Source organism: Novosphingobium sp. MD-1, assembly GCF_001014975.1.
GTDB lineage: Bacteria > Pseudomonadota > Alphaproteobacteria > Sphingomonadales > Sphingomonadaceae > Novosphingobium.
Window position 1 is genome coordinate 20,776 of record NZ_BBXA01000028.1, and the last position, 14,945, is coordinate 35,720.

At 67.3% G+C, this 14,945-nt stretch carries 12 protein-coding genes; 5 read left to right on the forward strand and 7 right to left on the reverse strand.

Annotated elements, in window-relative coordinates; translation table 11 throughout:
• Nucleotides 1–71 precede the first annotated feature (71 nt).
• Together clpB and NMD1_RS11050 are read left to right on the forward strand one after the other, a co-directional pair.
• Nucleotides 72–2,651 (forward strand): ATP-dependent chaperone ClpB, encoded by a 2,580-nt coding sequence (clpB, locus tag NMD1_RS11045; RefSeq protein ID WP_125954799.1) that lies wholly within the window; start codon nt 72–74, stop codon nt 2,649–2,651.
• A 182-nt stretch (nt 2,652–2,833) separates the two neighbouring features.
• Nucleotides 2,834–4,789, forward strand: coding sequence for a S9 family peptidase (locus tag NMD1_RS11050; RefSeq protein WP_125954800.1), 1,956 nt, complete (start codon nt 2,834–2,836; stop codon nt 4,787–4,789).
• A gap of 20 nt (nt 4,790–4,809) precedes the next feature.
• Here NMD1_RS11050 and NMD1_RS11055 read toward each other — a convergent pair whose 3' ends face one another.
• Together NMD1_RS11055 and NMD1_RS11060 are read right to left on the reverse strand one after the other, a co-directional pair.
• On the reverse strand, nt 4,810–5,574 hold the full coding sequence (locus NMD1_RS11055; RefSeq protein WP_125954801.1) for a DUF2059 domain-containing protein: 765 nt from the start codon (nt 5,572–5,574) through the stop codon (nt 4,810–4,812).
• A gap of 90 nt (nt 5,575–5,664) precedes the next feature.
• A complete protein-coding gene (locus NMD1_RS11060) occupies nt 5,665–6,081 on the reverse strand; it encodes a secondary thiamine-phosphate synthase enzyme YjbQ (protein ID WP_125954802.1) in 417 nt (138 codons plus the stop codon).
• A gap of 74 nt (nt 6,082–6,155) precedes the next feature.
• Here NMD1_RS11060 and fumC point away from each other — a divergent pair, with 74 nt between their 5' ends.
• A complete protein-coding gene (fumC, locus tag NMD1_RS11065; protein WP_125954803.1) occupies nt 6,156–7,538 on the forward strand; it encodes a class II fumarate hydratase in 1,383 nt (460 codons plus the stop codon).
• 112 nt (nt 7,539–7,650) lie between these two features.
• Nucleotides 7,651–8,679 (forward strand): polysaccharide deacetylase family protein, encoded by a 1,029-nt coding sequence (locus NMD1_RS11070; RefSeq protein ID WP_124807803.1) that lies wholly within the window; start codon nt 7,651–7,653, stop codon nt 8,677–8,679.
• A 6-nt stretch (nt 8,680–8,685) separates the two neighbouring features.
• Here the strand turns inward: NMD1_RS11070 and NMD1_RS11075 are convergent, their stop codons facing one another.
• The 5 genes from NMD1_RS11075 to ligK all read right to left on the reverse strand — a co-directional run bounded on the left by NMD1_RS11075 (nt 8,686) and on the right by ligK (nt 13,678).
• A complete protein-coding gene (locus tag NMD1_RS11075) occupies nt 8,686–9,519 on the reverse strand; it encodes a proline dehydrogenase (RefSeq protein WP_124807802.1) in 834 nt (277 codons plus the stop codon).
• A complete protein-coding gene (locus NMD1_RS11080; protein ID WP_124807801.1) occupies nt 9,519–10,685 on the reverse strand; it encodes a GNAT family N-acetyltransferase in 1,167 nt (388 codons plus the stop codon). The genes NMD1_RS11075 and NMD1_RS11080 overlap by 1 nt, the downstream gene beginning before the upstream one ends.
• A 124-nt stretch (nt 10,686–10,809) precedes the next feature.
• Nucleotides 10,810–11,694, reverse strand: a complete 885-nt coding sequence (locus NMD1_RS11085) for an amidohydrolase family protein (RefSeq protein WP_124807800.1) — start codon at nt 11,692–11,694, stop codon at nt 10,810–10,812.
• A gap of 124 nt (nt 11,695–11,818) precedes the next feature.
• Nucleotides 11,819–12,880, reverse strand: a complete 1,062-nt coding sequence (locus tag NMD1_RS11090; protein WP_125954804.1) for a 4-oxalomesaconate tautomerase — start codon at nt 12,878–12,880, stop codon at nt 11,819–11,821.
• Between the two features lie 123 nt (nt 12,881–13,003).
• On the reverse strand, nt 13,004–13,678 hold the full coding sequence (gene ligK, locus NMD1_RS11095; RefSeq protein WP_125954805.1) for a 4-carboxy-4-hydroxy-2-oxoadipate aldolase/oxaloacetate decarboxylase: 675 nt from the start codon (nt 13,676–13,678) through the stop codon (nt 13,004–13,006).
• A 112-nt stretch (nt 13,679–13,790) separates the two neighbouring features.
• Here ligK and NMD1_RS11100 point away from each other — a divergent pair, with 112 nt between their 5' ends.
• Nucleotides 13,791–14,945, forward strand: a complete 1,155-nt coding sequence (locus NMD1_RS11100; protein WP_125954806.1) for a LysR family transcriptional regulator — start codon at nt 13,791–13,793, stop codon at nt 14,943–14,945.

Sequence of the window (14,945 nt, forward strand, 5' to 3'; positions counted from 1 at the left end):
AATTTGACCCATGTCCTTGTGTTGCCCAAACGCAACACTATCTCTGGCGCAACAGGAGGACATTAGACCCCATGAACCTCGAGAAATTCACCGATCGTGCCAAGGGCTTCCTGCAGGCGGCCCAGACCGTTGCCATCCGCATGAACCATCAGCGGATCACGCCGGACCATATCCTGAAAGCCCTGCTGGAAGACGGCGAGGGCATGGCCTCCGGGCTGATCCAGCGCGCCGGCGGCAATGCCGCGCTGGCGCAGGCCGAAGTCGACAAGGCGCTGGCGAAGATCGCCGCCGTGTCCGGCTCCGGCGCGCAGCAGACGCCGGGCCTCGACAACGATGCCGTGCGCGTGCTCGACCAGGCCGAGCAGATCGCCGCCAAGTCGGGCGACAGCTTCGTCACCGTCGAACGGATGCTGGTGGCGCTGACGCTGGCGACCACCACGGCGGCGGGGCAGGCGCTCAAGGCCGCGGGCGTCACCGCGCCGGCGCTGGAAGCGGCGATCACCCAGTTGCGCGGCGGCCGCACGGCCGACAGCGCCGGGGCGGAAAACGCCTATGAGGCGATGAAGAAGTACGCCCGCGATCTCACGGAGGCAGCGCGCGAGGGCAAGCTCGATCCGGTGATCGGCCGCGACGAGGAAATCCGCCGCACCGTGCAGATTCTCGCCCGGCGCACCAAGAACAACCCGGCGCTGATCGGCGAACCCGGCGTGGGCAAGACCGCGATCGCGGAAGGCCTGGCGCTGCGCATCGCCAACGGCGACGTGCCGGAATCGCTGCGCGACCGGCGGCTGATGGCGCTGGACATGGGCGCGCTGATCGCCGGTGCGAAGTATCGCGGCGAGTTCGAGGAACGGCTCAAGGCGGTGCTGGACGAGGTGAAGGGCGCCGAGGGCGAGATCATCCTGTTCATCGACGAGATGCACACGCTGATCGGCGCGGGCAAGACCGATGGCGCGATGGACGCTTCCAACCTGCTCAAGCCGGCGCTGGCGCGGGGTGAACTGCACTGCATCGGCGCGACCACGCTCGACGAGTACCAGAAGTACATCGAGAAGGACCCCGCGCTGCAGCGGCGGTTCCAGCCGGTGTTCGTGGGCGAGCCGACCGTGGAGGACACGATCAGCATCCTGCGCGGCATCAAGGACAAGTACGAGCTGCACCACGGCGTGCGCATCGCCGACAACGCGATCGTCGCCGCGGCCACGCTGTCCAACCGCTACATCTCCGACCGCTTCCTGCCGGACAAGGCCATCGACCTGATGGACGAGGCCGCCAGCCGCATCCGCATGGAAGTGGAATCGAAGCCCGAGGAGATCGAGAAGCTCGACCGCCGCATCATCCAGCTCAAGATCGAGGAAATGGCGCTCGCCAAGGAAAGCGACACGGCCTCGAAGGACCGGCTGGAGAACCTGCGCGAGGAGCTGGCCAACCTGGAGCAGCAGTCGTCCGAACTGACGACGCGCTGGCAGAACGAGCGCGACAAGATCGCCGCCGAGGGCAAGATCAAGGAGGCGCTGGACGCCGCGCGGATGGAACTGGAGCAGGCGCAGCGCCAGGGCGATCTCGCCAAGGCGGGCGAGCTGGCCTACGGCCGCATTCCCGAGCTGGAGAAGCAGCTGGCTGACGCGCATACCCAGTCCGAGAACGCGCTGCTGCGCGAGGAAGTGACGGCCGAGGACATCGCCGCCGTGGTCAGCAAGTGGACCGGCGTGCCGGTCGACAAGATGATGGAAGGCGAACGCGAGAAGCTGCTCCACATGGAGGAGGAGCTGGGCCGCCGCGTGATCGGGCAGAAGGACGCGGTCGTGGCCGTGTCCAAGGCGGTGCGCCGCGCCCGCGCGGGGCTGCAGGACCCGAACCGGCCGCTGGGCTCGTTCCTGTTCCTTGGCCCCACCGGCGTCGGCAAGACCGAGCTGACCAAGGCGCTCGCCGGCTTCCTCTTCGACGACGACAGCGCGATGGTGCGCATCGACATGAGCGAGTTCATGGAGAAGCACTCCGTCAGCCGCCTGATCGGCGCGCCTCCGGGCTATGTTGGTTATGATGAAGGCGGTGTTCTTACCGAAGCGGTTCGCAGGCGGCCTTACCAGGTCGTGCTGTTCGACGAGGTCGAGAAAGCGCACAACGACGTGTTCAACGTGCTGCTGCAGGTGCTGGACGATGGCCGGCTGACCGACGGGCAGGGGCGCGTGGTGGATTTCACCAACACGCTGATCATCCTGACCTCGAACCTGGGCAGCCAGTACCTCGCCAACCTTGAGGAAGGGCAGGACGTCACCTCGGTCGAACCGCAGGTGATGGAAGTGGTGCGCGGGCACTTCCGGCCGGAATTCCTGAACCGGCTGGACGAAATCATCCTGTTCCACCGCCTGGGCCAGGAACACATGGCGCCGATCGTCGACATCCAGGTGGCGCGCGTCGCCGGGCTGCTCAAGGACCGCAAGATCGCGATCGACCTGACCGACGCCGCCAAGCGCTGGCTGGGCCGCGTGGGCTATGATCCGGTCTATGGCGCAAGGCCGCTCAAGCGCGCGGTGCAGCGTTATCTGCAGGACCCGCTGGCCGAGAAGCTGCTGGGCGGCGAGATTCCGGACGGCAGCACCGTGCGGATCGACGAAGGCGATGGCGCGCTGAACTTCAGCGTGTCCTGACCCGCGGCCGGTCGCGGCGCGAACACAGCCGCCCTCTCCCGTTTGCCGGGAGGGGGCGGTTTCGCATTGGAACGTCCATTCTTGCGCTATTTCATGGAGATGTAACGCGGAAAGAGAATTGACGGCGGCGTCTTCCATCGCCTCATTCGGCACAGGGCGGTGTTTTAAGACCGGGGGATTCGATGTTCTACAAGCGCTGGCTTGCCGGGGCGGCAACCACGATCATGCTTGCGGCCGGGGCGCCGCTCCTCGCACAAACGGATGCCGCGCCGGCCGCGCAGTCCCGCCCCCCGCGCATCGAAACCAGCGTGCTGGCCAACCAGCCGTTCATGCGCAATCCCAAGCTCTCGCCCGATGGTACGCGCATTGTCGCCCGGCTGAATGTCGCCGGCAAGGATTGCATCGGGGTCATCAAGATCGGCGAGAACAATCCCCGGGTCATGGCCCTTGGGAACGATTACGATCTCAACTGGTATCGCTGGGCCGGAAACGGCACGATCCTGATAAGCATGGGCAAATCGGTGCCCTGGGACGGCGACGATGCCTGGCAGACGCGGCTGGTGGCGTTCGACATCACCACCGGCAAGACCCGCTTCATCGGCGGCCGGGAGGAAGGGCTGGTCGGCGATGACGTGCTCTGGATCGATCCCGAAGGGCAGTCGATCCTGCTGGCCTATCAGAGCACGATCTATGACTACCCCTCCGTGTTCAGCATCGAGCTTGCGACCAACAAACAGAAGCAGGTCGTTCCCTCCCGCACTGACATCTGGGACTGGTATGCCGATGACAAGGGCGTGGTGCGGGCCGGCTTCGGCTGGTCGGGAGAGCGCTGGACGATGATCTACCGCCCGAACGCCACGGAATCGTTCCATACGGTAGTGAAGGCCAAACAGGGGGATGAGGACGCCGGTTTCGACGCGTTCCGCATCTATCAGGGCAGCGATCTCGGCTACCGGATCATGAACAACGAGGCGACCGGGCGCTACGCGCTCTACCGCTTCAACTTCGCCACGCGCGAACGGGGCGAACTGATCCTCGACAACGTGTCGAACGACATCGACGATTTCGATACCACGCCCGATGGCGCGAACCTGCTGGCCGCATGGTACACCGACGACAAGCCCCGGGTGCACTGGTTCGACAAGGGGATGCACGATGTGCAGGACGCGATCGACAAGGCGGTCGGCGATATGCAGGCGTCGATCGTTTCGCGCAGCCGCGACGATTCCGTGCTGATGGTCCACCTCGGGTCGTCCAGTAACGCAGGGCAATACTATTTGTACGGGCAGGACGCCGGCAAGATGATGCTTCTGGCACGCGTGAACGAAAAGCTGCGTTCCGCCGACCTCGTGCCGACCCGCTATGTGCATTACAAGGCGCGTGACGGTCTTGATGTGCCCGCCTATCTCACCCTGCCGGCCGGGCGGGACCCGAAGAACCTGCCGCTGGTGATCCTGCCGCACGGCGGGCCGTATGACGTTCGTGACGATGGCACGTTCGATCCCGAGGTGCAGTTCCTGGCCAATCGCGGCTATGCGGTGCTCCAGCCGGAATTCCGCGGCTCGGGCGGTTATGGCAAAGCGTTCTACGAGAAGGGCGAGGGCCAGTGGGGCCGGGCCATGCAGGACGATCTCGATGACGGGATGGACTGGCTGGCCAGGGACGGCACGATCGATCCAAAGCGGGTGTGCCTGGTCGGTTCTTCCTATGGCGGCTATGCCGCGCTGTGGGGCGCCGCGCGCAATCCCGAACGGTATCGTTGCGCAGCCAGTTTCGCCGGCATCTCGGACCTGCCGCGCCAGCTCAAGTTCCAGATCGCGTTCAAGGTCAGCAAGCGGTATCGCAAGGACTGGCGGCGGACCGTGCAGGGTGAGGAAACGTTCGACCTCAAGACCGTATCGCCGCTGTTCACGCTGGATCGCCTGCGGGTGCCGGTGCTGATGATGCACGGAACCGAGGACCAGCGCGTGCCCTTCAAGCAGTCGAAACTGTTTGCCGACGCGCTCAAGCTCTCCGGCAAACCCTATGAGTTCTATACGCTGGAAGGTGAAGGCCACGGCTTTTCGACCAGCGCCAACATGCAGCAATGGCTGGACCGGCTCGACGTGTTCCTGGCGAAGTACAACCCCGCGGACTGAACGCGCGACGGTGCTTTGCTCTACTGGCCCTTGCGCGGCTGGCGCCCTGCCAGATCGGCTTCGCTGAGGCCGAGCAGCCGGGCAAGCTGCGCGCGTTCCGCCGCCGTCAGATCGGCATAGCGGCGCGGCTTGGGCAGGTTGGCGGTGGCGGCGGTCATCTTCTGGATCATCGCCGGCATCTGGCGCATGATCTGCGGCAGCAGCGCCTGCATCCGGCCTATGACGGCCGGGTCCATGAACAGTGTCATCGAATTGCTGGCATATTCGCTGCCCGTGGGCGTGGCGAAGAAGTGGTTCAACTCGTCGAGCTGGGCGGCGGAGAAACGGCGGGCATAGGCTTCGGCCAGCCCTGCGCGCATGTCCGGCTCGAACTGGGTCATCATCGCGGTCATCTCGTCGCGCATCACCGTCATGGAAAGATCGGTGCGCTGGCGGAAGGCGGGATCAAGAATGGCCATGACTTCGGCCATGGTGCCCTTGCCGACTTTGGCCGCTTCCTCGGGCTTCAGGCCCGCCAGGCCAACGAGATCGCGCATCGGCAGCGCGGTCATGCTGTCGACCGATTGCCGGACGATGGTGTCCATCGTGCCGTTCATGATCTTGGCATAGGTGCCGGCCGGGAAGATGTGGTCGACCGTGGCGGTGGCGGCCTGTAGCCGCGCGGGATCGACGGGCGGCAGGGCGGGACTGGCGCTGGTGGCCGGCGCGGGGCTTTCCTGCGCGATGGCGGTGGCGGGGGAAAGCAGAAGCGCTGCGGCAACGGTAGCGCGAAGAAGGGCGGACATCGGGGCCTCCGGATCAGGTCGGCCCCGCGTTAGCGCATCCGTGCGACACCATGAAGCGCGGATAACTCCGATGTGCCCAGGGTCAGGACCCTAAGCTCCGATCAGGTGGAGCACCACCTTGCGGCGGTGCGGTGCCCGGCGGTGCTCGACCAGATAGACGCCCTGCCATGTGCCGAGCGCTGGGCGTCCGCCGGCGATCGGGATCGACAGCGAAACGCCGGTCAGGATTGCCTTGAGGTGCGCCGGCATGTCGTCCGGCCCTTCGTCGTCATGGGCATAGCCCGCATTCTCCGGGGCCAGCCGGTCGAGCCAGCGCACCACGTCGCCCCGTACTTCGGGCGCGGCATTTTCCTGGATGCACAGCGAGGCCGAGGTATGCCGGCAGAACGCGGTGAGGAGCCCCGTCTCGATCCCTTGCGCGGCGACCCAGCCCGCGACTTGGGGCGTGATTTCGTGAAGGCCGCGGCCCGGCGTGGGAACGGCAAGTTCGGTCAGGGATTGGCGCATCGCGGTTTTCATCGCACTGGCTGGCCTTGCTGTCGAGCCGGTGTAGGATAAGGCCGCCCTTCCGGAGTGATCCCATGACCGCCACGCGCCTTGAATCCGACAGTATTGGCGAAATCGCCGTCCCCGCATCCGCTTACTGGGGCGCGCAGACCCAGCGCAGCGTCGAGAATTTCCCTTTCGGTATGCAGGAAAGGATGCCGCTGGGCATCGTGCGCGCGCTGGCGCTGGTCAAGCAGGCGGCGGCGCGGGTGAACCGGCGGCACGGGCTGGATGCCGGACTGGCCGACGCGATCGGCACGGCGGCGGGCGAAGTGATCGCGGGCCGGCACGACGATCAGTTCCCGCTGGTCATCTGGCAGACCGGCAGCGGCACGCAATCGAACATGAACGTCAACGAAGTGATCGCCGGGCGCGCCAACGAGATCCTGACGGGAACGCGCGGCGGCAAGAACCCGGTCCATCCCAACGATCACGTCAATCGCGGGCAGTCGTCCAACGATAGCTTTCCGACCGCGCTGCATATCGCGGCGGTGCAGGCCCTGAACGATGATCTGATTCCCGCGCTCGACCGGCTGTGCGGCGCGCTGACGGTCAAGGCGGAGGCATGGCAGGGTATCGTCAAGATCGGCCGAACCCATCTGCAGGATGCCACGCCGCTGACGCTGGGCCAGGAATTCTCGGGCTATGTCCAGCAGTTGCGCGATGCCTATCGCCGCTTGCGCGATACGGAGGCCTTTCTGCTCCGTCTGGCGCAGGGCGGCACGGCCGTGGGCACAGGGTTGAACGCGCCCGAAGGGTTCAGCGAGGACTTCGCCGCCGAAGTCGCGGCGCTGACCGGCCGCCCCTATGTGACCGCGCCCAACAAGTTCGAGGCGCTGGCATCGAACGATGCGCTGGTGCACTTCTCGGCCACGCTGGCCACGCTGGCGGTGGCGCTGACCAAGATCGCCAACGATATTCGCCTGCTCGGGTCCGGTCCGCGTTCGGGGCTGGGGGAACTGGACCTGCCGGCCAACGAACCGGGCAGCTCGATCATGCCGGGCAAGGTCAACCCCACGCAGTGCGAGATGCTGACGATGGTGTCCGCGCAAGTGATCGGCAACCACCAGGCGGTGACGGTCGGCGGCTTGCAGGGCCATCTGGAACTCAATGTGTTCAAGCCGCTGATTGGCGCGGCCGTGCTGCGGTCCGTCCACCTGCTTGCCGTCGGCATGGACAGCTTCGCGGAACGCTGCGTGGAAGGCATCGAGCCGAACACCGGGCGCATTGCCGAACTGGTCGACCGGTCGCTGATGCTGGTGACGGCGCTGGCGCCCGCGATCGGCTACGACAACGCCGCCAAGATTGCCAAGCACGCGCACGCGCAAGGGTTGACCCTGCGCGAGGCGGGGCTGGCGCTGGGGCTGGTGGACGAAGCCACGTTCGACCGGCTGGTGCGCCCGGCCGACATGGTGTGATCGATCCTATTTGGATCGGACCGCCGGGCATACGAAAACCGGCGCGAGTGGCGCATCCCCGATTGTCGCGCTAGAGCGCTACCGGGGGACCGCCCGCCGACAGAGGAAGCCAATGCGCAAGTTCCTGTTGTTCCTGCCATCGCTGGCGCTGCTGGTGCTGGCGGCGCCGGTCGTTCGTGCCGCGCCCAATGCCCATGCTCTGCCGAACGTCTTGCCGAATGCCGCCGCCAAGCCCGCGCCGCAAGCGCCCGCGCGGCCGCCGCGTGGCACGATCGCGCTGACGTTCGATGATCTGCCCGGCCTGACCCAGCTCAACAGCCAGCCTTATGTCGATTACATCAACGTGATGATCCTGCGCGGCCTGCGACACTATCATTTCCCGGCGACGGGCTTCGTCAACGAAGGCAAGCTGGCGCTCGACCGACCGCGCCAGATCGCCAACCTGCGGCGCTGGCTTGATGCCGGGATGGACCTGGGCAACCACACCTTCTCGCACAATTCGCCGAACCAGATCGGGGGGCGGGCCTATATCGCGGACATCGCGCGCGGCGAGCCGGTCATTCGCGAACTGCTCGCCGAACGCCACCGCCGGCCGCGCTGGTTCCGCTATCCCTATCTGGAGACCGGATCGCCCGAAGCGGTCAAGCGCGAGATCGAGCAGTGGCTGACCGAGCATGGCTACCGCAACGCTCCGGTCACCATCGACGCGGACGACTGGGAGTTCGCCGAGCCTTACGACGACGCCATCGCGCGGCATGACGAACCCCGCCGGCAGCGCATCCGTGCCACCTACCTCGCCTATACCGAACGGACGATCGGCTGGTATCGTTCGGCATCGCGCGCGTTGTTCGGCCGCGATATACCCTACGTCATGCTGCTGCACGCCACGCGGCTCAATGCCGACAGCATGGACGAACTGGCCGCGATCCTGAAGCGCCAGCGGCTGCGTCCGGTCTCGCTGGACCAGGCGATGCGTGATCCGGCGTACCGCACGCCCGATCCTTATAGCGGCAAGGACGGGATCGAGTGGCTCGAGCGCTGGTCGATGGAACTGCACAAGCCGCTGCCGTGGGACAGCTTCGAGGATGTGCCCAAGGCCATCCAGGAGGACTACAAGCGCGTGGATGCGGATCAAAAGTAGGGCGTTTCAGCCGATCAGGTCGCGCAGCATCCACAGCGGCAGGTACGGGCGGGCGAGCGCCTTGTCGAGCGCATAGGGCCACCACCCTTCGCCGAACGGGATATAGACGCGGACCGACACGCCCTGCGCGCGCGCGATGGCCATGGTGCGCCGCATCGGCAGCCCCCGCAACTGTTCGAGTTCGCACGGCGTGCCGGCGGCGCGCAAGGTGCGCAGCGCATGGTCCGCCAGCTCCGGCTTGTGCGTGGCCACGGATACCGGGGCGGTTCGACCGGCCAGCGTTTCCACCAGCGCGCGATAGGCGTGGTCCATGTCGCAATCCGGCCAATCGGGATCGGCCCATTCGCCCTTGACGAGGCGCAAGCGGGCGGTGGTGTCGCGCAGGCGCGCCGCATCGTCCAGGCTGCGCCGCCAGCGCGCGGGAAGGACGCAGCCGGTGCCGGGCTGTTCCGGGAGCAGGGCCGCCAGATATCCGTGGATCGGTTCCGCGTCCTTCAGCGCATGCGCGTCGAACAGCAAAGGCATGGCGGCGGTGCTCGCGGCCTGCGCGATGGCGGCGAAGGCGGGCTCGTCGAACGCCAGTGTGGGCAGCTTGGCCGAGAGATAGGGCGCGCCGCCCTGGCTCGCGAGCAGCGCGATGGCGGCGATGTTCTTGGCCGCCACTGCAGCGGGTTCCGCGTCCGGCCCCGGGATGTAACCCGTTGTTACCCCGATCCCGCGCCGTTCGAGCCGCCGCGCCAGCCGCGCGACGGATCGCGCATCCGGCGCGGGCAGCAGGCGCCCCAGACGGCCGGGAAGGGCATAGCGCGCGTCACGCAGGGCGGCTTTCACGCCGCGCATCAGGCACCGGTTTCGGGAAACAGGCGCTGGCGCAGCCAATCGCTGCCGTCCACGGCCAGCGCCGTCAGCCCGGCGATGGAGAACGGATAGGTGCGCAGCCGCACGCACTCGTGGTGATCGCGCGTCCACAGTTCGGAGATCCACGGCTCGATATTGCCGAGCAGCTCGTAGGCGATAAGCCCGCGCGAAGCCGCATATCGCAGCGTGTGCAGCATCAGCAGCGTTCCCGGTGAACATTTGCCGAAGCGTTCGTCGTAGCCGATCTTGAACAGCCAGAAGCGCGCGGCGTGCTCGATCGCAAGCTGCATGGCGGCCGGCTGTCCATCGATGCGCACGAAGGCGACGCGGAACGTGCCGGCGGCACTGGCGGCGCGGAAGAAGGCTCGGAAGAAATCGGCCTTGGCCCGATCACTGGCCATGGCCGTCCCTGCCTCCTTCTTCCAGCTATGCAGTTCGACATCGAGCGCCTCGTCGAACCAGCGGTCGAAGGTGTCTGGATCGGGCGCGTGGACCTCGTAAGTCACGGCGCCCATGGCCGCGGCCTTGCGCGTGGCGCGGCGGAAGTCGGAACGGCGGCCGGCGTTGAACTGGTCTTCAGGGTGTTCCCACGCCGGTCCAAGCGTGATCGTGGGACAGGGCAGGGCGGACCGGACCGACACCAGTCCGCGCCCTTTCATCGCCGCGCGCAGCGTGGGGACGAGCAGCGACTGCGCCGGTATCCGGTCCAGCGAGACGGGCTGCGATTGCCCGGCGATGGCCTGGGCGAGCCGGTGCGCGGCTTCGGGGCTATCATAGAGCGCATCGCAAGGTTCATAGACCTCGCGCGCGCCGGGCATCCGCCAGCGGTGTGGTCGGCTGGAAGCATCGCGATACAAGGGCAGCAGCGCCGCCAGTCCCTCCCATCCTCGCGCGGCCAGTTCCTGCCCGCCGATCTCGTGGGCGACGGCGAAAACGTTGATGTCGGCGCCGGCCAGCATCGAACAGGCCAGCGCGGTGACGAAGGCCAATCCCTGCGTTGGCAAGGCGGCGGACGCTTCGAGCCGGGTCCATGCCGCGCAAAAGGCCGGATCGGCGAGGGCCGGGGCAAACGCCACCGTCTTGTACACGCGCGCGGAAGCCGACCGCGGCGCGGCCTCGCCATCGATATGCGGTTGCGTGCGGATCACTTGCCGTCCCTTCCGTCAGAGTGGCCTCTAACCGAAGGGGCTTAATTTTTCGCTGCGCGCCGGGTGGTGCAGCGGCCTGACAAAGGGGTGATCGGGCAGGCGCGGGGCCTGCCCGTGCGGGCTGTCAGTCGGCCCAGTAAAGCGCGGTGGGGTTGTCGATCAGCAGCTTGCGCTGGAGTTCCTCGGTCGGGGCGATCCGCGGGATCATGTCGACCAGATGGCCGTCGTCGGGGATCTCAGTGTCCATGTTGGGGTGCGGCCAGTCGGTGCCCCACAACACGCGGTCCTGATAATCGGCCACCAGCGGCGCCACGGCGTCGGCAAAGGCGTTCCACGGATCGCCCGCGCCGCCTTCCTTGATCGCGTCGAGCCGGTCGGGGCAGGTGGCCTTGAACCAGATGTCCTCACGGCTGTCCAGAAAGGCGCGGAAGGCCTTCATGTCCGCGCCGTCCGGACCCTGCCGCACATCGGGGCGGCCCATGTGGTCGATCACCAGCGGCACGGGGATGGCGTCCATGAACGGGCGCAGTTCGTCGAGAATATCGGCCTCGAAATAGATCACCACGTGCCAGCCCTTGGGCAGCCGGTTGGCGACTTCGAGGAACTTGTCCTTCGGCGCGTCATCGACCAGCCGCTTGAGGAAATTGAAGCGGATGCCACGAATGCCGCCTTCGTGCAGGGCATGAAGATCGGCTTCCGAAATCGCGGGATCGACCACGGCGACGCCGCGCGCCTTGCCATCGGACTTGGCGATGGCATCCAGCGTGGCGGCGTTGTCCGTGCCATGGCAGCTTGCCTGCACGATCACGTTTTTGGTGAAGCCCAGGTGATCGCGCAGCGCGAACAGCATGTCCGGCCCGGCATCCCGCGGCAGGTACTTGGCCTTGGCGCTGAACGGGAACTGCGCCATCGGGCCGAACACGTGGCAATGCGCGTCGATCGCGCCGGCGGGCGGGGTGTAGCGCGGCTTGGACGGGTTTGTGTGCCAGCTCAGGATGCGGTCGGTCATTCGTACTTCTCCGGTTTTCGTCATTGCGAGGAGCCGGAGGCGACGCGGCAATCCAGGGCGGTTCTGCGTGGACCTCTGGATTGCTTCGCTTTGCTCGCAATGACGAAGCAGTGTGGGTGATAGCCTATCCGAACACCACGCCGTCCATCAGCTTGCGCGCGGTGCGCAGCAGCGCGGCGGTGTGCACCGCGCCGGTTTCATCGGTTTCGAGCACGCAGCTCATCTCGCCGGTGGGGTGTTCCACCGACAGCGTCTTGCGCATGCCGTCGGGGATCACGGCCACCTCGGCCGCCGGCGAACCAGGGATGAGGCAGGCAGTAGCGACGCTCACCGCCCCCAGCACGCCGATGGTGGCATGGGCGCGGTGGGGAATGAAGCTGCGCACGGTAACGGCGCCGCCGTTTTTCGGCGGCGCGACGAGCATCATCTTGGGGACGGACTTTTCCTTCACGTCGCCCAGGTTCATGCGTTCGCCCACGGCCAGCCGGATCGCTTCGATCCTGGCCTTCAGCTCGGTGGCGTTGTCAAGCCAGTCCCGGTCCTCGTAGCCGGTGATACCCACGTCCTGCGCTTTCATCACCACGCAGGGCATGCCGTTGTCGATCAGCGTCACCGGCACGCCGTTGACTACATCGACCGCGTTGCCCGTGGGCAGCAGCGCCCCGCACGAAGATCCGGCGGTATCGCGGAATTCCAGCGGCACCGGCGCATGGGTGCCCGGCACGCCATCGATGGCGGCGTCGCCCGCGTACGTCACCTTGCCGCCCGGCGTCCGCACCGTGGCCACGGCTACCTGGCCGGTGTTTTCCATGAAAATGGCGACACGGGTTTCATCGCCGGTGGCGGCGACAAGGCCGCGCTCGATCGCGAAGGGGCCGATCCCGGCCAGGATGTTGCCGCAGTTCTGCGCGTCGGTAACGATCGCCTGATCGACGAACACCTGCAGGAACAGGTAATCGACGTCGATCCCCTCGCGCGTGGACTTCGCTACCACGGCCACCTTGCTGGTCAGCGGGTCCGCGCCGCCCATGCCGTCGATCTGGCGCGGATCGGGGCTGCCCATCACGCCGAGCAGGAACGCGTCGCGCGCGGCGGTATCGACGGGAAGGTCTTCCTTGAGGAAGTATCCGCCCTTGGACGTGCCGCCGCGCATCCACATGCAGGGGGCAGAGAAGCCGGAGATCATCGGCCCCCCTCCCGCTTGCGGGAGGGGCTGGGGGTGGGCAGGCGGCGGGCACGGCGCTGGGACGGCCCACCCCCGACCCCTCCCGCAAGCGGGAGGGGAGTGACAGGCGCCATGTTCGCCCCCTCACACATACTTCAGCCCTTCCTTCTCGAGCCGTTCGCGCATCTTGTACATGTCCAGCCCCAGAACCCCGGCAGCCAGCTTGGCGCGTTTTTCGCCTTCGTTGGCTTCGCGCGCCTGCGCGGCTTTCAGCACGGCTTCGGCGTTGGCGCGGGGGACCACGCAGACGCCGTCGTCGTCGGCCACGATCACGTCGCCCGGATTGACCAGCGCGTTGGCGCAGACGACCGGCACGTTGACGCTGCCCAGCGTGTTCTTGACCGTGCCCTGCGCATAGATCGCCTTGGACCAGACGGGGAATTCCATCTCGGTAAGATCACGCACGTCGCGCACGCCGGCGTCGATCACCAGGCCGCGGCAGCCGCGCGCCTGCGCGCTGGTGGCGAGAAGATCGCCGAAGTAGCCGTCCTCGCACGGAGAGGTCGGCGCGAGCAGGAGGATGTCCCCGGCCTGGAGCTGTTCGATGGCGACATGGACCATCCAGTTGTCGCCGGGCGCGGCGCTGATCGTCAGCGCGCTGCCCGCGACGCGCGCGCCGCGATAGATCGGGCGCATGTAGCTGGCGAGCAGGCCGGTCCGGCCCTGCGCCTCGTGCACGGTGGCCACGCCGCAGGCGGCAAGGCCGTCGATCACGGCCGGATCGGCCCGCTCGATATTCTGGACGACGATACCCGACATATCCCGTGCTCCCAATTGCATGGCGTAATCTCGCCGTGTCCATGGGCCGCACGCGCCATGCCAGCCAATGCAATGTTTGGCGCAGGGCATAAGGAAATGCTAAGCGAGCGGAATGAGCGAGCGGCCTCTCAATATCCGCCACTTCGCCGCGCTGGCGGCCACGGTGCACCATGGCAGCGTGACGCGCGCCGCCCGCGCCATCAACCTGACGCAGCCGGCGTTGACGCAGGCGATCGCCCGGCTGGAGGCGGACCTCGGCTGCGCGCTGTTCGAGCGCGGCGCGGCCGGCATGACGCCGACGGAACCCGCGCTGCTGCTGGCGCCACGCGCCGACGCGGCCCTGGCGCATATCGGTTCCCCGCGCGTGACCGGCACGCAGATGCGCGCGTTCCTGGCACTGGCGCGGGCGGGTAGCTATGCCGTCGCGGCCGAGGAGACCGGGCTTTCCACCGCCTCGCTGCACCGCGCCGTGGCCGATCTGGCGGTGGCGCTGGGCCAGCGGCTGGTCGACCGGCGCGGCCGTTCGGTGATGCTGACGCCGGCCGGGGAGCGGCGCGCGCGAGGGTTCGGCCTTGCCATGGCGGAACTGCGCGCGGGCCTTGCCGAAGTGGCGGCCTGGCAGGGCAAGGCTGCCGGGCGCATCGTGGTGGGGGCAATGCCGCTGTCGCGCGCGCGCTGGCTGCCGGAAACGGTGCTGCGCTTCGTGCGCGACTGGCCGGGCGTGGATGTCGCGGTGATGGAAGGCAGCCATGCCGAGCTGGCCGGGCCGCTGCGCGATGGCGAGATCGACCTGATGCTGGGCGCCCTGCGCGAGGCGGCCCTGCTCGACGATCTGGAACAGCTCGCCGTGTTCGAGGATCGCCCCGCGCTGGTGATGCGCGCGGGCCATCCGCTGCTGGCGCTGCCCGCTGTCGATGGCGCGGCGATGACCGCCTATCCCTGGATATTGTCGGGGCGGGACACGCCGTTGCGGCACTATTGGGAAGCGATGATGCGCGCGGTGGGGGCGGAGCCGCCGCACGTGGGCATCGAATGCGGATCGGTGCTGACGGTGCGCCAGTTGCTGCGGGGAAGCGATGCCCTGACGCTGCTGTCGCCCGCGCAACTGGCGGTGGAACTGGATGCCGGCGTGCTGGCGATGCGGCCGCCGCCGGTTCCGGTCACGCGCACGATCGGGATCACCACGCGGCAGGGCTGGCGGCCCACCGCGCCGCAGGCCGCGTTCGTCACGCTGCTGCATGAGGTGGCGCAAGCGGGTTTCGCATAA